Origin of the sequence: Amycolatopsis iheyensis (assembly GCF_024703995.1) — a bacterium.
Taxonomy (GTDB): domain Bacteria; phylum Actinomycetota; class Actinomycetes; order Mycobacteriales; family Pseudonocardiaceae; genus Amycolatopsis; species Amycolatopsis iheyensis.
Genome location: NZ_JAMXQV010000011.1, coordinates 120,239 through 137,516, shown reverse-complemented (window position 1 = coordinate 137,516; position 17,278 = coordinate 120,239). Strand labels below are relative to the sequence as shown.

General features: G+C 72.4%; 17 protein-coding genes. 11 read left to right on the top strand and 6 right to left on the bottom strand.

The genetic code is table 11. From position 1 onward, the window contains the following. Positions 1–77: 77 nt before the first annotated feature. The 4 genes from M8542_RS21440 to M8542_RS21425 form a co-directional block, all read right to left on the bottom strand. Positions 78–2,378, bottom strand: a complete 2,301-nt coding sequence (locus tag M8542_RS21440) for an AfsR/SARP family transcriptional regulator (RefSeq protein ID WP_308210272.1) — start codon at positions 2,376–2,378, stop codon at positions 78–80. A gap of 135 nt (positions 2,379–2,513) precedes the next feature. Next, positions 2,514–2,657, bottom strand: coding sequence for a hypothetical protein (locus M8542_RS21435; protein WP_257921982.1), 144 nt, complete (start codon positions 2,655–2,657; stop codon positions 2,514–2,516). A gap of 52 nt (positions 2,658–2,709) precedes the next feature. Then, positions 2,710–3,843, bottom strand: a complete 1,134-nt coding sequence (gene menE, locus M8542_RS21430; RefSeq protein ID WP_257922147.1) for an o-succinylbenzoate--CoA ligase — start codon at positions 3,841–3,843, stop codon at positions 2,710–2,712. A 1-nt stretch (position 3,844) separates the two neighbouring features. Next, on the bottom strand, positions 3,845–4,768 hold the full coding sequence (locus M8542_RS21425) for a 1,4-dihydroxy-2-naphthoyl-CoA synthase (RefSeq protein ID WP_257921981.1): 924 nt from the start codon (positions 4,766–4,768) through the stop codon (positions 3,845–3,847). A gap of 51 nt (positions 4,769–4,819) precedes the next feature. On the opposite strand from M8542_RS21425, the gene menD reads away from it, so the two are divergent. From menD to M8542_RS21410, 3 genes are all read left to right on the top strand, one after another. Next, entirely contained in the window at positions 4,820–6,496 is a 1,677-nt protein-coding gene (menD, locus tag M8542_RS21420) for a 2-succinyl-5-enolpyruvyl-6-hydroxy-3-cyclohexene-1-carboxylic-acid synthase (RefSeq protein WP_257921980.1), read from the top strand. 125 nt (positions 6,497–6,621) lie between these two features. Then, complete coding sequence (locus tag M8542_RS21415; RefSeq protein ID WP_257921979.1) at positions 6,622–8,136, top strand: M1 family metallopeptidase; 1,515 nt, start codon at positions 6,622–6,624, stop codon at positions 8,134–8,136. Between the two features lie 16 nt (positions 8,137–8,152). Next, the gene (locus M8542_RS21410) at positions 8,153–8,596 is read left to right on the top strand and encodes a DUF3592 domain-containing protein (RefSeq protein ID WP_257921978.1); all 444 of its coding nucleotides are present in this window, start codon (positions 8,153–8,155) and stop codon (positions 8,594–8,596) included. Positions 8,597–8,624: 28 nt separating this feature from the next. On the opposite strand, the gene M8542_RS21405 is transcribed toward M8542_RS21410, so the two are convergent. Beyond that, on the bottom strand, positions 8,625–9,461 hold the full coding sequence (locus M8542_RS21405; protein WP_257921977.1) for an inositol monophosphatase family protein: 837 nt from the start codon (positions 9,459–9,461) through the stop codon (positions 8,625–8,627). Positions 9,462–9,638: 177 nt separating this feature from the next. On the opposite strand from M8542_RS21405, the gene M8542_RS21400 reads away from it, so the two are divergent. The 3 genes from M8542_RS21400 (at position 9,639) to M8542_RS21390 (ending at position 12,751) form a co-directional block, all read left to right on the top strand. Beyond that, positions 9,639–10,709 (top strand): glycosyltransferase family 4 protein, encoded by a 1,071-nt coding sequence (locus M8542_RS21400; RefSeq protein ID WP_308210271.1) that lies wholly within the window; start codon positions 9,639–9,641, stop codon positions 10,707–10,709. Position 10,710: 1 nt separating this feature from the next. Continuing rightward, positions 10,711–11,814, top strand: coding sequence for a glycosyltransferase family 4 protein (locus tag M8542_RS21395; RefSeq protein WP_257921975.1), 1,104 nt, complete (start codon positions 10,711–10,713; stop codon positions 11,812–11,814). Between the two features lie 778 nt (positions 11,815–12,592). After that, entirely contained in the window at positions 12,593–12,751 is a 159-nt protein-coding gene (locus M8542_RS21390) for a hypothetical protein (protein ID WP_257921974.1), read from the top strand. Here the strand turns inward: M8542_RS21390 and M8542_RS21385 are convergent. Continuing rightward, a complete protein-coding gene (locus M8542_RS21385) occupies positions 12,736–13,188 on the bottom strand; it encodes a MarR family winged helix-turn-helix transcriptional regulator (RefSeq protein ID WP_257921973.1) in 453 nt (150 codons plus the stop codon). The genes M8542_RS21390 and M8542_RS21385 overlap by 16 nt on opposite strands. Before the next feature lie 53 nt (positions 13,189–13,241). On the opposite strand from M8542_RS21385, the gene M8542_RS21380 reads away from it, so the two are divergent. The 5 genes from M8542_RS21380 (at position 13,242) to M8542_RS21360 (ending at position 17,277) form a co-directional block, all read left to right on the top strand. Then, complete coding sequence (locus M8542_RS21380; protein ID WP_257921972.1) at positions 13,242–13,841, top strand: DUF4386 domain-containing protein; 600 nt, start codon at positions 13,242–13,244, stop codon at positions 13,839–13,841. Between the two features lie 9 nt (positions 13,842–13,850). Beyond that, on the top strand, positions 13,851–14,540 hold the full coding sequence (locus tag M8542_RS21375) for a demethylmenaquinone methyltransferase (protein ID WP_257921971.1): 690 nt from the start codon (positions 13,851–13,853) through the stop codon (positions 14,538–14,540). A gap of 10 nt (positions 14,541–14,550) precedes the next feature. Next, positions 14,551–15,837 (top strand): geranylgeranyl reductase family protein, encoded by a 1,287-nt coding sequence (locus tag M8542_RS21370; RefSeq protein WP_257921970.1) that lies wholly within the window; start codon positions 14,551–14,553, stop codon positions 15,835–15,837. 467 nt (positions 15,838–16,304) lie between these two features. Continuing rightward, on the top strand, positions 16,305–16,724 hold the full coding sequence (locus M8542_RS21365) for an NADH-quinone oxidoreductase subunit A (RefSeq protein ID WP_086838657.1): 420 nt from the start codon (positions 16,305–16,307) through the stop codon (positions 16,722–16,724). 4 nt (positions 16,725–16,728) lie between these two features. Next, the gene (locus tag M8542_RS21360; RefSeq protein ID WP_257921969.1) at positions 16,729–17,277 is read left to right on the top strand and encodes a NuoB/complex I 20 kDa subunit family protein; all 549 of its coding nucleotides are present in this window, start codon (positions 16,729–16,731) and stop codon (positions 17,275–17,277) included. Position 17,278: the final 1 nt, after the last annotated feature.

Below are 17,278 nucleotides of genomic sequence, written 5' to 3'. Positions count from 1 at the left end.
GTGCTTCCCACACCGGCTCACCCACCGCGCGGAACAACGCCAGCGCGCGGGTGGCGTGCTCGAGTGCCCGCCCGTCGTCACCCCGCAGGTGCCAGACCCACGAAAGCCCGTGCTGGGCGAGGCCCTGCTCGGTGGCGTCGTCGTTGAGCTCGGCCAGGACGCCGGCCTCCCGCAGGTGCGTGCTCGCGGCGTCGTGCCGGCGGAGGTTCGCGAGCACGTCGCCGAGCAGCCGGTGCGCGCGGCTCAGGGCGGCCGGATCGGACAGGTGCGTGGCGGAGCCGAGCGCCGCCTTCCACACCGCCAGGCGGTCGTGGAGCATCCCGCGGCGGTTCTGGAACGTTGTGCAGGCCCCAGGCCAGCTGCCACACCGCCTCGTGCCACCCGAGGGCCGCGGCGGTGCGCTGCGCCGCCAGCAGGGTCGCGTGCTCGGCGTCGAACCACGCCATCGCGGCCGGGGCGTCCGGCAGCGGCAGCGGCTCGGTGCCGGGCGCGAGCGGAGCCGGCCGCACGACCTGGCGGTGCGGGTCCAGGTGGTGGTCGGCGGCACGCGTCGTGTGGACGGCGAAGCCGATCACCCGCCGCAACGCCGCCTCCCGCTCTTCTTGGGCGAGGTCGCGCTCGGCCGTCGCCGCGGCGTAGTCGCGGATCAGGTCGTGCATCGCGTACCGGCCACCCGCCCGGCGCGTCAGCAGCGAAGCCTCCTCCAGCATGGTCAGCAGCCGGCCGGTCCGGCGCGCGGGCAGCCCGGCGAGCGCGGCCGCGGCGGGCAGCGCGATGTCGGGGCCGGGCGCGATGCCGAGCAGGGCGAACACCGTGCGCTGGTCCGGGCTGAGGGCCCGCAGGGACCACGAAAGGACCGTCGGCAGGCTGACCGCGGGATCCTCGTGGTCGAGCGCGTCGAGGCCCAGGTCCCGCAGCTCGCCGGCGAACTCGGCGAGCGGGATCCGCGGCCGCGTCTGCGCGTGGCGGCTCATGATGGCCAGCGCAAGGGGATAACGCCCGCACAACCCGATCAGCTCTTCCGCCGCGGCCGGCTCGGCGGCCAGGCGTGCCGCGCCCAGCCGCGCGGCCAGCAGAGCGCGGGCCTCGTCCTGGGTGAGGATGTCGAGCTGGAGGTGCCGGGCCCCGTACCGCGTGATCAGCGGCGCGAGGTGGCGGCGGCTGGTCACGATCGTCGTGGCGGCCGGGCTGCCCGGGAGCAGCGGGATCACCTGGTTCGCGTCCGCGGCGTTGTCCAGCACGACGAGCAGCCGCCGGCCGGCCACCAGCTTCCGGTACAGCGCCGCCTGCGCGTCCGGGTCCGGGGGCACGCGGCTGGGCTGGACGCCCAGCTCGCCGAGGAAGCGCCGCAGCACGACCGACGGTGCCAGCGGGGCGTTCGCCGACGAGAAGCCGTGCAGGTCGGCGAACAGCTGCCCGCCGGGGAACCGGTCGCGGTGGGCGTACGCCCAGTGCAGCACCAGCCAGGTCTTGCCGACCCCGCCGGCGCCGGCCAGCGCGGAGATCTGGACCACCCGGCGGTCCGCCGCGGCGGTGAGCGCGGCGAGCTCGTCGCCGCGGCCGATGAACGACGAGGGTGCGGCGGGGAACTGGTTCGGCACGGCGTCGGCTTCCGGCGCGGCGAGGCCCGGGTCACCCCGCAGGATGCGCTGGTGCAGCTCCCGCAGCGGCGGGCTGGGGTCGGCGCCCAGCTCCTCGGCGAGCAGCTGCCGAAGCCGTTCGTAGTGCGCGAGGGCGTCGGCCTGCCGGCCGCAGCGGTACAGCGCCAGCACGACCTGACCGGCGAGCCGCTCGTCCAGCGGGTGGTCCCGGGTGCGCTCGGTCAGGTCCGCGAGCAGCTCGGCGTGCCCGCCCTGGCGCAGGCGCAGGTCCGCGTGGGCCAGCTCCGCCGCCCAGCGTTCGGCGGCCAGGGCGCGGCGCAGGTCGTCGGCCCACGGCGTGTCGACGTCGGTGAGAGCGCCACCGCGCCAGAGCGCGAGCGCCTGCTCGAACAGCTCCGCGGCCGCTTCGTCGTCGGCATCGTGCGCCTCGGCCACGAGCCGCCGGAACCGGTGGAGGTCGACCGCGTCGGGATCGACGTGCGGGACGTAGCCGCCGCCGACCCGTTCGATCTCGAGGCCCCGGCCCGCGGCGGACCCACGCAGGCGGGACAGGTAGCTGTAGAGCGACTCACGCGCGCGCAGCGGCGGCCGGTCCGCCCACACGCGGTCGACGAGCTGCTCCAGCGACACCGGCCGGTTCGCGTCGACCAGCAGCGCCGCGAGCACCGTGCGCTGCCGGGCGGGCCCCAGATCCACCGGCTCGCCGGCGACGTGCGCCTCGATCGTGCCCAGCAACCCGAACCGCACCACCGCGCCTTCCCCCTCCGTCTTCCGCATTCGACCAGGCCGTTCAAGCGGGCTGCAAGGTATCGACACGGTCGCCGGGGCAAGGTCGGGGATGCACGGGATGGGTGTCCGGGGGCGCTGTTCGTCGCCGTGCCATCGAGGGGGTGGCACGGCGACGGGGGCGGCTCAGTCGGTGGTCGGCAGCTGCCAGGTGAGCTGGCCGCTGTTGGGGTCCACGGCGGGACCGTCGGCGAGGGCGGTGCCCGTGGGCAGCAGAACCCCCAGCGTGACGGCGGTGCCGATGAGAGCGGTTCTGATCCAGCGCGTCATGGTGAGTAGCCAAGCGGGTGCACCCCGTGAATGTCAACGGAGTGCGGCCATCTCAGTGGCCGAAACCCGACTCGAGTAGCTCCTTCACCGCGGCGCGGTCGATCTTCCCCGGACCGCGAAGCGGCAGCTCAGCGCCGTACTGGACGCGTTTCGGCGTCGACGCGGGTCCGAGCTCGGCCCGGACCGCGGCACGCAGCTCGTCCGGCTGGGGTGCCTCACCCACCGGGACGACCAGCGCCACGACGGCCTCGCCCCATTCCGGGTCCGGCAGGCCGACGACGCACGCGTCCCGCACGCCCGGCTGCGCGCCGAGGCACCGCTCGATCGCGTTCGCGGACACCTTCACCCCGCCGGTGTTGATCATGTCGTCGGCCCGGCCGAGGACCTCGAGACGGCCGTCTTCGTGCCGGACACCCCGGTCGGACGTCGTGAACCAGCCGTCCGCGAAGGCCGCCGCGGTGAGGTCCGGCTGCCGCCGGTAGCCGTGCGCGAGGACGTCGCCCGCGATGCGGATCCGGCCGCCGTCGAGGTCGACGCGGACGCCGTCGAGGGCGAAGCCGTCGTAGACGCAGCCGCTGGCCGTCTCGCTCATCCCGTACGCGGGCACGATCCGGACCCCGGCGTCGGCGGCGCGTTCCCGCAGCGACGGCGAAGTCGCCGCGGCGCCGAGGATGATCGCGTCGAACGTCTTCGCCGCGGCCAGTCCCGCGCCGCCGTCGTCCAGCAGCCGGACGAGCTGGGTCGGGACCAGGGCCGTGTAGCGCGGGCCCCCGGTCAGGGCGGCCGCCGCGGCGGCGAAGCCGTCCGGCCGGAAGCCGGCGCCGGTCAGCAGCGCCGGCGTGGTGCCCGCCAGCAGCGCGCGGACCAGCACCTGCAGGCCGCCGATGTAGTGCGCCGGGGTGGCCAGCAGCCAGTGGCCCGGGCCGCCGAGCCGGGCGTGGGTGGCCTCGGCCGACGCCGTCAGCGCGCGGGCCGAGAGCAGCACGCCCTTGGGCGCGCCGGTCGAGCCCGACGTGGCGATGACCACGGCCGTGTCCGGCTCGGCGGGCTCGTCCGGCGCCATCGCGTCGCGCAGCGCGGGGTCGGTGAACGGCAGCACCGCCGGGCCGCCACCCAGCGCGTCGGCGACGGCGTTCTTCAGGGCCTCGAGGGCTTCGGGTGAGCCGTCGAGGTGGACCGGGAGCAGCTCAGTAGTAATAGGGGACGTCCTTGAAGTCGGGGTCGCGCTTCTGGAGGAAGGCGTCGCGGCCTTCGACGGCCTCGTCCTGCATGTAGGCCAGGCGCGTGGTCTCGCCGGCGAACAGCTGCTGGCCGACCATGCCGTCGTCGGTGAGGTTGAACGCGTACTTGAGCATCCGCTGGGCCGTCGGCGACTTGCCGACGATCTCCCACGCCCAGGTCAGGGCCTCTTTTTCCAGGTCGGCGTGCGGCACAACGGCGTTGACCGCGCCCATGGCGTGCATCTGCTCGGCGGAGTACTCGCGGCCGAGGAAGAAGATCTCGCGGGCGAACTTCTGGCCGACCATCTTCGCCAGGTAGGCCGAGCCGTAGCCGCCGTCGAACGAGCCGACGTCGGCGTCGGTCTGCTTGAACTTCGCGTGCTCGGCCGAGGCGAGCGTGAGATCGCACACGACGTGCAGGGAGTGCCCGCCGCCCGCGGCCCAGCCCGGCACGACCGCGATCACCGGTTTCGGCAGGAACCGGATCAGCCGCTGGACCTCGAGGATGTGCAGCCGGCCGGCCCGCGCGGGGTCCACCGTGTCGGAGGTCTCGCCGCTCGCGTACTGATACCCGGAGCGTCCGCGAATACGCTGGTCACCACCGGAGCAGAACGCCCACCCGCCGTCCTTGGGCGAGGGGCCGTTGCCGGTGAGCAGGACGCAGCCGACGTCCGAGCTCATCCGGGCGTGGTCCAGCGCCCGGTAGAGCTCGTCGACGGTGTGCGGCCGGAAGGCGTTGCGGACCTCCGGACGGTCGAACGCGATGCGCACGACCCGTTTGCCACCGCGGTCATCGGCGGAACGGTGGTAGGTGATGTCGGTGAAGGCGAAACCTTCGACCTCGGTCCACGCGGCGGGGTCGAACAGCTCGGAAACTCGGGCGTCATCCACGTTTGGGAGAATAGGACCTGTGGACCTACACGATCAGTCTGGAGCCTGCCGGTGAACCCTTCCACCGCGCAGGCCAGGGTCATCGTCGACGAACTCGTCCGCAACACCGTTTCGCACGTCGTCCTCTGCCCGGGCTCCCGCAACGCGCCGCTGTCCATCGCGCTGTATGACGCGGCGGCGGCCGGGAAGCTCCAGCTCCACGTCCGCATCGACGAGCGCGGCGCCGCCTTCCTGGCGCTGGGCATCGCCGCCCGGACCGGCCGCCCGGTGGCCGTGCTCTGCACGTCCGGCACCGCGGCCGCGAACTTCCACCCGGCGGTCCTGGAGGCCGACCGGGCCGGCGTCCCGCTGATCGTCATGACCGCCGACCGGCCGCCGGAGCTGCGCGCGGCCGGCGCGTCGCAGGTCATCGACCAGCACCAGCTCTACGGCGACGCCGTCCGCTACTTCGACGAGCTGGCCGTCGCCGAGCGGCGGGCCGGCCAGAACTCGTACTGGCGCAGCCAGATCTGCCGGGCCTGGAACGCGGCCTACGGCGAGTGGCGCTGCGGGCCGGTGCACCTGAACATCCCGTTCCGCGAGCCGCTCGTGCCCGATCTGGACGATGACGGCGAGTGGTACGAGTCGCTGGACGGCCGTCCCGACGGCTCCCGCTGGACCGAGCTGCCCGACTTCGGCGCGCTGCCGTCGTTCGTGGTGCCCTCGGCGCGCCACGGCCTGGTGATCGCGTGCGACACCGGCGTCCAGGCGGCGAGCGAGTGGGCCGAGCAGCACGGCTGGCCGGTGGTGTCGGAGACCGGCGGCCTCGGCCTGTCCGGCGGCACGGCGATCTCGTCCGGCGCGTGGCTGCTGGGCGTCGAGGAGTTCATCTCCCGGCACAAGCCGGAGCAGGTGCTGTGCCTCGGCCGGCCCACGGTGTTCCGGCAGATCCAAAAGGTGCTCTCGGACGCTTCCGTCGAGGTCCTGCTGGTCCGGCCGGACTCGGACTGGCCGGCGCCCGCGCACAACGTCCGCCAGGTCGGGCAGTGGTTCGACGAGCCGACCAAGCCGGCCGACCCGGAGTGGCTGGCGAGCTGGCGCCGGGCGGACGCGGCGGCGGGGTCCGCGGTCTCGTCGGTGCTGGCGGCGGAGCCGTGGCCGTCGGGCCTGCGGGTGGCGTCCGAGCTGGTCGACGCGTTGCCGGCGGACTCGCTGCTGGTGGTGGGCTCGTCCAACCCGACCCGCGACGTGGCCCTGGCCGGCCGCCTGCGCCCGGACGTCCTGGTGCACCGCAACCGCGGCGTGGCCGGCATCGACGGCACGGTCTCGACGGCGATCGGCGCGGCGTACGTCCACCGCGGCCCGTCGTACGCGCTGCTCGGCGACCTGACGTTCCTGCACGACGCGTCGGGGCTGCTGACGGGCCCGGCGGAGCAGCGCCCGGACCTGACGATCGTGGTCTGCAACGACGACGGCGGCGGCATCTTCTCGCTGCTGGAGCAGGGGGCGCCGGAGCACTCGGCGAGCTTCGAGCGCGTCTTCGGCACCCCGCACGGCGCCGACCTGGGTGCGCTGTGTGCCGGCTACCGGGTACCGCACGTGGTGGCGGAGACGCTGACGGAGTTCCGCGCGGCCTTGCAGCCGGCGCCGGGCCTGCGCGTGGTGGAGGTGCGGGTGGACCGGTCGCGGCACCGCGACCTGCACGCGCGGTTGCGCTCCGCGGTCAGCACGGCCGTTTCGGCGGCCTGACGGGTCCGGTCAACCGCTTTCCGGGTGTGATCCCAGCAGGCAAGATCCTCCCTTCGGCTGTTCCTGGGTGCTTCCTGGCTGGCTACGTTCGAGCGCGCTGATCCTCACCCGTTGGAGGGATTCGAATGCGTGCAAGAACTCGCACCGGCCTCGGTGTGCTCGCGGCCGGGGTCGCCTCGGTCCTGCTCGCCGGCACCGCCAGTGCGGCCCCGACGCCCGGCGCGCCCGGTGTCGGTGACTCGTACTACCCGAACGCCGGCAACGGCGGCACCGACGTGCTGCACTACGACATCCGGCTGACCTACCAGCCCGCGACCGACGTGCTGGCGGGGACCACGACGCTGCTGCTCACCGCCACCCAGGACCTGTCGCGGTTCGACCTGGACTTCGCGCTCAAGGCGTCGAGCGTGCTGGTGAACAACCGGCCCGCGCAGTTCGCGAACCAGACCGGCAACGGCGAGCTCGTCGTCACCCCGGCGCAGCCGCTGCTCAAGGGCCAGACCGCGACGGTCGTCGTCGCGTACTCGGACACGCCGTCCACCGAGACCGTCGACGGCATCAACGGGTGGAAGAAGGGCACGTTCGGCGCGCTGGGCGTCGACGAGCCGCAGAGCTCGGCGTGGTGGTTCCCGGCCAACGACCACCCGACCGACAAGGCGACCTACGACGTCTCCATCGAGGCGCCGGATGACAACGTTGCCGTCACCAACGGGACGCTCGTCCGGAAGACGAAGAGCCGCGCCGGCTGGACGCGCTGGAACTGGCGCAGCACCAAGCCGCAGGCCACGTACCTGACGTCGTTCGTCGTCGGTAAGTACGAGCTCAACCAGTCGACGACGCCGGACGGCAAGCCGTTCATCACGGCGTACGGCAGCGACCTGGGCGACTCGCTGTACGCGGCGAAGGCCAGCGTCGAGCGGACGCCGGAGATCGACGCGTTCCTGGCGACGCAGTTCGGGCCGTACCCGTTCGAGGCCGAGGGCGGCGTCGTGACCAGCGGCATCGGCTTCTCGCTGGAGAACCAGACCCGCCCGACGTACGGCGCGCGCAACTTCGCGGCGGGCTCCAACACGACGCTGATCGCGCACGAGAACGCCCACCAGTGGTTCGGCGACAACGTCTCGCTCGGCCGCTGGAGCGACATCTGGCTGAACGAGGGCTTCGCGTCCTACGCGGAGTGGCTGTGGTCGGAGCACGAGGGCGAGGGCACGGTCGCCGAGCTGGCGCAGTACACATACGACTCCAACCCGGCCGACGGCGACCTGTGGAAGCTGGTCCCGGCCGACCCGGGCGCGGACAACCAGTTCGACAACGCGGTGTACGACCGCGGCGCCCTGACGCTGCAGGCGCTGCGGACGGCCGTCGGTGACGAGGCGTTCTTCAAGATCCTTCAGACCTGGCAGGCCCAGAAGGGCGGGTCGCACGGGCGGATCCAGGAGTTCATCGCGCTGGCCGAGAAGGTGTCGGGCAAGCCGCTGTACGACCTGTTCCAGACGTGGCTGTACACGGCGGGCAAGCCGGCGGCCGGCCCGAACGGCAGCGCTGCCGCTTTCACAGCGCGTTCGGCCTCGGTGAAGCCGAAGTCGTACGACCAGATCCAGGCGAACCACCGGAACCTCGCCGCCGAGCACGCGGGGTAGCCGCTACGCTCGCGACGTGAGCACGAAACGTGAGCGGGCGAGGCGCGCCGGCTGGTGGGCAACCATCGGCGTCGCCTCGCTCCTCACGGTGATGTGCGTGTGCTTGCTCTTCGCGGCCATCCGCAACGACGGCGCGATCTCGGAGCAGCTCGGGACGGCGACGGCCACGGTCGATTCGGTGGCGTTCGACCGGACGATCATCCACTTCGAGACGCCGGACGGGATTGTCCACAGTCCGGCCAACGGGGTCTTGTACCCGGACGGGCTGGCGGCCGGGCAGCTCGTCCGGATCGAGTACGACGCTTCGGATCCCGAGCTGGCTCGGGTGGCCGGGCGGTCGGCGACGTTGACTTTGCTGCCGCTGGGGAGCTTCGTGTTCTTCACCTGGCTGGTCGCCGGGCCGGTTTTGTGGTGGATCCGGCGGGTGAACAAGCGGGCTGCGGTTCCGGCCCCCGCCTGAGGCGTAGCTTTCACGTGAAAGCGACGCGTCAGCCGGCGTGGGCCGTCTCCTGCCACCAGCCCAGGACCTCGTCCGCCACTCCTGGCGCCGCGACGAGCAACCCGTCGGTCGGCAGTGCCGTGTCCTCCCCGTGCCGGTCCAGCACCACCGCCCCGGCCTCGATCGCCATCGCGACCGACCCGGCGACGTCCCACTCGTGGTAGCTGTGCAACACCGCCGCCGCCGCATGACCCAGCGCCACCTGCGCGATCGACAACGCCGCCGACCCCAGCACCCGCACCCCGGCGTGCGCCGCGGCCGCCCGCTCGATGAACCCGCCCATCCCTGGCCAAGGTCCGCGCCGCGCGAACTCCGTGCACACCAGCGCGCCGGCCGTCACGCAGCGGTCCGTCAGCTGGACCGGCTTGCCGTTCGCGCGGGCCCCTCGTCCGCGCGCGGCCGCGTAGATCTGGGCTCGGTACGGGTCCGCCACCACCCCCACCACCGGGCCCGCCGCGTCCACCAGCGCCAGGCTGTACGCGCACCACGGCACCCCCGCCACGTAGTTCGCCGTGCCGTCGACCGAGTCCACCACCCAGCGGTACTCCGCGACGTCCGCGCCGTGGTCCGCGCCGAACTCGTGGCCCACCACCGGGATGCCCGGGAACTCCGCCGTCAGCACCCGCCTGGTGTGCCGCTCCAGGATGCGGTCGGTGTCGGTGACCCAGTCGAAGGGGGAATCGAGCGTCGACGGGTGGGCGCCGCGGCCGGCGGTCGCGGTGATCACGTCGGTGGCGTCGTTGGCCAGCCGCCCGGCCACTTCGAGCGCCCTCGACAGCAGGCCGGGCTCGACAGGCCGCGGCGGCCGGGAGGACAAGAGGGTCATGCCTGCTTAGTCTGGGCCACCCTGGTTTCCGGGACACGACCTTGAGATGACATGTCGTAGCCGATCTGTTCCGGCAGCGTTGGCCGCTGCGTCACACGAGCGCCAGCATCGGGTGCGATCGTCCAAGACGTGCGAGTCGCCATAGTCACCGAAAGTTTCCTGCCCCAGGTGAACGGCGTGACCAACTCCGTCCTGCGGGTCGTCGAGCACCTGCGCGAACGCGCCCACGACGTGCTGATCATCGCCCCCGGCCCGGGCCCGGACACCTACCGCGGCGCCCCCGTGGTCCGGATCCCCGCGCTGGACTTCCCCGGGGTCAACTCCCTGCCGATCGGCCTGCCGACGCGCACCGTGCTCAACGCGCTCACCGCGTTCGGTCCGGACGTCGTGCACCTGGCCTCGCCGTTCGTCGTCGGCGCGCGCGGGCTGGCCGCCGCGAGACGGCTGCGGGTGCCGTCCATCGCCGTCTACCAGACCGACATCGCCGGGTTCGCCGCCGCGTACGGCTTCGGCATCGCCGCCCGCGCCGCCTGGCGCTGGGTGCGGCGGCTGCACTCGCGCGCCGACCGGACCCTGGCGCCCTCCACCGACTCCGTCGCGCAGCTCGAGCTGCACGGCGTCCCGCGCGTGCACCGCTGGGCGCGTGGCGTCGACATCGACCGCTTCTCACCCGGGCACGCCGACGCGGCGCTGCGGGCCGAGCTCGCGCCGAACGGCGAGCTGCTCGTCGGGTTCGTCGGCCGGCTGGCGCCCGAGAAGGAGGTCGACCGGCTGGCCGCGCTGGCCGGGGTGCCCGGCGTCCGCGTGGTCGTCGTCGGCGACGGGCCCGAGCTCGAAAACCTCAAGGCGCAGCTGCCGGACGCCGCCTTCCTCGGCGCGAAGTACGGCGACGACCTCTCGAAGGCGTACGCGAGCTTCGACGTCTTCGTGCACACCGGCCCGCACGAGACGTTCTGCCAGGCGGTGCAGGAGGCGATGGCGTCCGGCCTGCCGGTGCTCGCGCCGAACGCGGGCGGCCCGAAGGACCTCGTCCTGCCCGGCCGCACCGGCTACCTGCTGCCCGCCGACCGCGAGGAGTTCGGCCCGGCGCTCGTCGCGAAGGTCGGCGACCTGCGTGACGCGGCGTTGCGCGCCCGGCTCGGCGAGAAGGCGCGCAAGGTCGTGCTGGGCCGGACCTGGCCCGCGGTCTGCCGCGAGCTGATGGGGCACTACGAAGCCGTGCAGGGCCGGGCCGCCCGCGCGGCCTGACATGCACATCGTCCAGCTCGCGAACTTCTACGGGCCACGCTCGGGCGGGCTGCGCACGGCGCTGCACCACCTCGGCGCGGGGTACGTCGCGAGCGGGCACGAGGTGACGCTCGTCGTCCCCGGCACGCGCTACGCCGACGAGGTCCTGCCGACCGGCGTCCGCCGGTTCTCGCTGCCGGCCCCGAAGATCCCGGGCACGGGCGGCTACCGCGCCGTCGACCCGCACCGGGTCCGCGCGGTGCTGCGAAGACTCGAACCCGACCGGCTGGAGGTCTCGGACCGGCTGACGCTGCGGGGGATGGGTGGCTGGGCGCGGCGGCACGGCGTCCCCAGCACGGTCATCTCCCACGAGCGCCTCGACCGGCTGCTGGAGCAGTTCCTGCTGCCCGAGCCGGTGGCGCGGCGGGTCGCCGACGTCGCGAACCGGCGGATGGCCGCGAGCTACGACACGGTCGTCTGCACCACGGCGTTCGCGCGGGCGGAGTTCGACCGGATCGAGGCGCCGAACGTCCACCGGGTGCCGCTCGGCGTCGACCTGGCGACGTTCCGGCCCGCCATGCGCGACGACGGCTGGCGTGCCGACCTGGCCGGCGGCGCGGACGCCCTGATCGTCCACTGTGGACGCCTGTCGCCGGAGAAGCACGTCGAGCGCAGCGTCGACACCGTCGCTTCGCTGACCGAGGCCGGCGCGAAGGTGCGGCTGGTCGTGGCGGGCGACGGGCCGCGGCGGCGCGCGCTGGAGCGCCGGGCGCGCGGCCTGCCGGTGACGTTCCTGGGGTTCCTGTCCGGCCGCGGCGACGTCGCGCGGCTGCTGGCCAGCGCGGACGTCTCGCTCGCGCCGGGGCCGCACGAGACGTTCGGCCTCGCCGCACTGGAAGCCCTCGCCTCCGGGACGCCCGTGGTGGTTTCGGCGTCGTCCGCGCTGCGCGAGATCGTGCGCCCGGGCTGCGGAGCGGCGGTCGACGACCACGCGCCGGCGTTCGCGTCGGCCGTGACGAACCTCCTCGACAGCCCGGAAGACCTGCGCCGCGCGGCGGCGCGCGCCCGGGCCGAGGAGTTCACCTGGCCGGCTTCGGTCGCCGGGATGCTGGCCACCTTCCGCTGATCACAGGCGTCGTTCGAGCCAGAACACGAGCAGGGTGACCGCGCCCTGGGCCACCGCGCTCGCCGATTCACGCAGAAAACCGCGCCATGGCAGCCACCTCGGGTCCAGCACCGCAGGTCTCTGGTTCCGGACGACGGACGTGCACGACTTCATCGTCCGGCGCGGGGTGCCGTCCCTGGCCCCGGCGGGTCTCCAGACGGCGGACAAAGCCGATGAGCAGCCGCAAGCTCGCCGCGACGCCTGCCACAGCCTGCTGCGGGCGGCGCTGCTGCTGCAAGGAGAACTACGCCGGCAGGAGCGGGGCGTGGCGGCCGAGGCGGTTCAGCACGGAATCCCGGTACGCGATGATCGGACATGCCCTGTCCATCACGAAGAACGCGGCGCACAATGCTTATTCGGAAACCGCCGGCGAGACCGTCGGCGGTTTCCTGTCTCACGGGGGAATGGCTTTCCGGAACCGGCGAAGCAGTGCACTGGGAACGGGAGGCGGCGACGATGCCGGCCACCGAGCCCCCGGAGGCACTCGGTGAGTCCATGGACGGGCTCAGCCCCGCCCGGGCCCTCAGCTACGCGCTCGACCGGTTCCGGAAGGTGGTCGACGGCGTGGCCGAGTACGGGAACCGGCTGCTGGGGCAGCTCGGGGGCGCCGGCCGGACCGGCGGTAACGACGACGGCCTGGCCTGGATGGACGAAGCGTCGCAGCACATCGCGCAAGCGACGTCCGCGGTCCTGGCGCCGGGCATCCTCCCGGCGGCGCTGGAAGCGGGGCACCTGATGGATGACATCTTCGACCGCTTCCACGGCAAACGAGTGCTTCCTGGCCGTGGCGAAGGGCACCCGGGTCGCCAAGATCGTGGTCGAGACCTCGGAGCGGCTCTCCCTGGACAAGCTCTTCAAGCACTTCAACGACGGAAAGGCCGGTCAGGGCCGGGCGTAGCCGGGGTGGACGCCCGGGGTGAGGCCCTGCTCGTCGGCGATCCGCTTCAGCAGCTCGTGCAGCGTCGCCCGTTCGTCGTCGGTGAGGGCCGCGGTGATCGCGCGGTCGTGGGCCTGCGCCGTCCGCGCGACGCCCACCATCAGCTCCCGGCCTTTCGCGGTCAGCTCCAGCGCGTACAGCCGCCGGTCTTCGGCGTTGCGGCGGCGCTCGATCAGGCCGCGCTTCTCCAGGCCGTCGACCAGCGGGACCAGCCGCGTCGCCGGGGTGCCGAGCTGCTTGGCGAGCGCCTGCTGGCTCTGGCCCGGCCGCGTCGCGACCAGCCGCAGCAGGCCGACCTGCGCCGGCGTCAGGTCCAGCTCGCCGATCCGCTCGGTGAACCGCTGCGCGGCGTGCGCGCCCACCTGCGCCACCAGGAAGGCGCTGCCGAAGCCGTTCATGGCCGGAACGATAGCCGTTGACAATCGATTACACCAGTGTAATCGTTTAAGGCATGAAACGAATCGCAGTCATCGCCTACGGCCTGTGCACCGTCGCCGGGGGAGTCCTCGGCGCCACCGGCACCCGCCCGGACTCGTCCGCGGCCGAAGTCGCCGCCTACGACGCCGCCCACCAGGGCCTCGTCCAGCTGCTGGCCCTGGTCGTCTTCGGCGCCGGGCTGTCGCTCGCCGCCTGGACCGCCGCCGAAAGACCACCGAGCCTCGGTTTCGCCGGCGGCCTGCTCGCGTCGGGCTCGCTGGTGCTGAGCGGGCTCGCCACCTGGACGGCCGCCCAGAACCCGGACTTCGCCCGCCCCTTCACCTCGCTGGCGTTCGCGGCCGGCGCGTTCGGGTTCGCGGTGCCGCTCACGCTGCTCGTCGCGGCGGTCGCGGCCAGGACGCGGCGGTGGGTGGCGATCACCGGCTACGTGATCGCCGCGCTTTCGGCGCTGTCGGCGTTCAGCGTGCTGACCGACGTGCTGTACCCGCTGATCCCAGTGGCGCGCTTCGGCGGGCTCATTTGGCTGGTGCTCGCGACCTTCGTCAAGCGCGACGACTACCCGGACCCCGCCCCGCCGCCACCCTCAACGGACGGGCTCCGCCCGACTGTCTAGATTCGAGTCATGTCACGCGCAAGCCTGGACAAGGACCCGCACGAAGTCGCCGCGATGTTCGACGGCGTCGCGGACGGGTACGACCGGGCGAACTCGTTCATGACCTTCGGCTTCGACCGGCGCTGGCGCACCACCACCGCCCGCGTGCTCGACGCCCGCCGCGGCGAGAAGGTCCTGGACCTGGCCGCCGGCACCGGGGTGTCCACCGTCGAGTACGCCCGCGGTGGTGCCTGGTGCCTGGCCGCGGACTTCTCGTTCGGCATGCTCCGCGCCGGCAAGCACCGCAACGTCCCGATGGTCGCGGCCGACGCGCTGAACCTGCCGTTCGCCGACGACAGCTTCGACGCCGTGACGATCTCCCTGGCGCTGCGCAACTTCGTCGACACGAAAGCGGCGCTCACCGAGATCGCCCGGGTGGTCAAGCCCGGCGGCCGGCTGGTGATCTGCGAGGTCTCGACGCCGCCGTTCGCGCCGATCCGGTTCGTCCACCGGCGGTTCATGCTGAAGCTGCTGACCTGGGTCGGCAAGCGGACGTCGTCGAACCCCGAGGCGTACTCCTACCTGGCCGAATCGATGCTGGCCTGGCCGGACCAGCGCACGCTCGGCGAGATCATCGCGAGCGCGGGCTGGACCGACGTCGAGTGGTTGAACCTCACATTCGGCGTCGTGGCGATCCACCGCGCGCGCAAGCCTGCCTAAACTCGCGTACATGAGTCGACGCACCGCAGACCAGGACGCCGAAGTCATCGTCGTCGGCGCCGGGCCCGCCGGATCCACCGCGGCCACCTACCTGGCCCGCGCGGGCGTCGACGTCCTGCTGCTGGAGAAGACCGAGTTCCCCCGCGAGAAGGTCTGCGGCGACGGCCTGACCCCGCGTGGCGTCAAGCAGCTCATCGACCTGGGCATCGACACCAGCGAGGACGCCGGCTGGGTGCACAGCCGAGGCCTGCGGATCCTCACCGGCGACCTCACGCTGGAGCTCGACTGGCCGGACCTGACCAGCTACCCGCCGTACGGCGTTTCCCGCACCCGCCACGACTTCGACGACCTCCTCGCGAAGCTCGCCGTGAAGGCCGGCGCGCGGCTGTACGAGCGCACGACCGTGACCAGCGCGATCACCAACGCGACCGGGCGTGTGGTCGGCGTCGAGGCGAAGGTCGGCCCGGAGCGGACGCCGGTGAAGTACTACGCGCCGCTCGTTCTGGCCTGCGACGGCGTGTCCGCGCGGCTCGCGCTGAGCGTCGGCATCCAGAAGAACGAGAAGCGCCCGATGGGCGTCGCGGTGCGCCAGTACTACAAGAGCCCGCGCCACGACGACCCGTTCATCGAGGGCCACCTCGAGCTGTGGGACCGCTCCGACCCGCGCGACCCGAAGCTGCTGCCGGGCTACGGCTGGGCGTTCCCGCTCGGCGACGGCACGGTGAACGTCGGCCTCGGGATGTTGTCGACGTCGGCGTCGTTCCGGAACACCGACTACCGCGCGCTGCTGCGCCAGTGGCTCGACGGGACGCCGGAGGAGTGGGGCTACCGTGAGGAGAACGCGATCGGCAAGGTCGGCGGCGCCGGCCTCCCGATGGGCTTCAACCGCACCCCGCACTACCGCGACGGCCTGCTGCTCCTCGGCGACGCGGGCGGCATGGTCAGCCCGTTCAACGGCGAGGGCATCTCGGCGGCGATGGAGTCCGCGCAGATCGCGGCGGAGGTCGTCGTGCAGGCGCTTGCGCGGCGCGAAGGCCCTTCGCGGGAACGCGCCCTGGAGGCGTACCCGCGTGCGGTCCGCGAGCTGATGGGCGGTTACTACCAGCTGGGCAACGTCTTCGCGAAGATCATCGGCAAGCCGAAGATCATGCACGCCTGCACGAAGTACGGCCTGCGCATCAACAAGCTGCTCCCGCTGGTCTACAAGGGCCTCTCGGGCTGCTACGACGCCAAGGGCGGCGACGGCGTCGACCGCCTCATCTCGGCCCTAGCCAAGGCCGCCCCCTCCCCGCGCTGATCCCGGCCAGAGGCGGCACTTTCCCTATGAAAGCTCCGCCCTTCGCACGCGCGGACACACGAGTGGCCTAGCAAGTTGGCCGTGCGGTCAGTGGGATAGCTCACAGGCCGGGGTCCGGATTGTCCGGTCGGGAAGCGATCTTGAACCGTCTTCGCGCAGGTCGCACGCGCGCCGTTGCCGGGTCGTGACAACGTTGGCGCTGGAAGTTAGGGCACCCTTATAACATGGGGGCCTAGGGACAAGAATGTGAGTCGCGTCCTACACTCCCCCCATGCTTTGTGAATCCCTTCACATCCGCGACGAGTGGCTTGTGAACTATTTCACAAGCAGGCCCGTAAGCAGCCACGGGCCGTAAGGAGACCCTGACCCTCGGCGGTGTGACCCAGGTCCCTTAGGGTGCCGACGAGGCCAAGCGGTTCCCACCACAAGCACAACCGCATCGGCGCGGAAAGGATGGCGAAGACCCCGTGCTGACGTTGCTGACCCGAACGGACACGGTGCAGCTGGCGCAAGAGGCCCCGAGCCTGAAGCCCTACCTGCCCATCGTGATCTTGTTCGTCCTGGCGCTCGGTTTCGCGGTGCTGTCGGTCCTGCTGGGCCCGCTCGTCGGACCCAGCCGGTACAACAAGGCCAAGCTCTCCGCCTACGAGTGCGGCATCGAACCGTCCCCGCAGCCGCTCGTCGGCGCCGGGCGGATGCCGGTGGCCTACTACATCACCGCGATGCTGTTCATCCTGTTCGACATCGAGATGGTCTTCCTCTACCCGTTCGCCGTGCAGGCGGACGCGCTGGGCACGTTCGGCCTGGTGGAGATCCTGCTGTTCATCGCGACGGTCGGCTTCGCGTACGCCTACGTGTGGCGGCGCGGCGGCCTGGATTGGAACTAGACCCATGGGCCTCGAAGAGAAACTCCCCAACGGCATCCTGCTGGCCAGCCTCGAAGGCCTCGTCAACTGGGCGCGCAAGAACTCGCTCTGGCCCGCCACCTTCGGCCTCGCCTGCTGCGCGATCGAGATGATGACGGTCGGCGGCTCCCGCTACGACATCGCCCGCTTCGGCATGGAGCGCTTCAGCGCGACGCCGCGGCAGGCCGACCTGATGATCGTCGCCGGGCGTGTCACGCAGAAGATGGCCCCGGTCCTGCGTCAGATCTACGACCAGATGGCCGAGCCGCGCTGGGTGCTCGCGATGGGCGTCTGCGCCTCCTCCGGCGGCATGTTCAACAACTACGCGGTCGTCCAGGGCGTCGACCACGTCGTGCCGGTCGACATGTACCTGCCCGGCTGCCCGCCGCGGCCGGAGATGCTGCTGGACGCGATCCTCAAGCTGCACGCCAAGATCCAGGACGAGCCGATCAACGCCCGCCGCGCCGCCATCCGCGCCGCCAGCGGGGCCCGCACCGAGCTCGTCGCGTCGTCGATCAAGTACGCGAAGAAGTAGA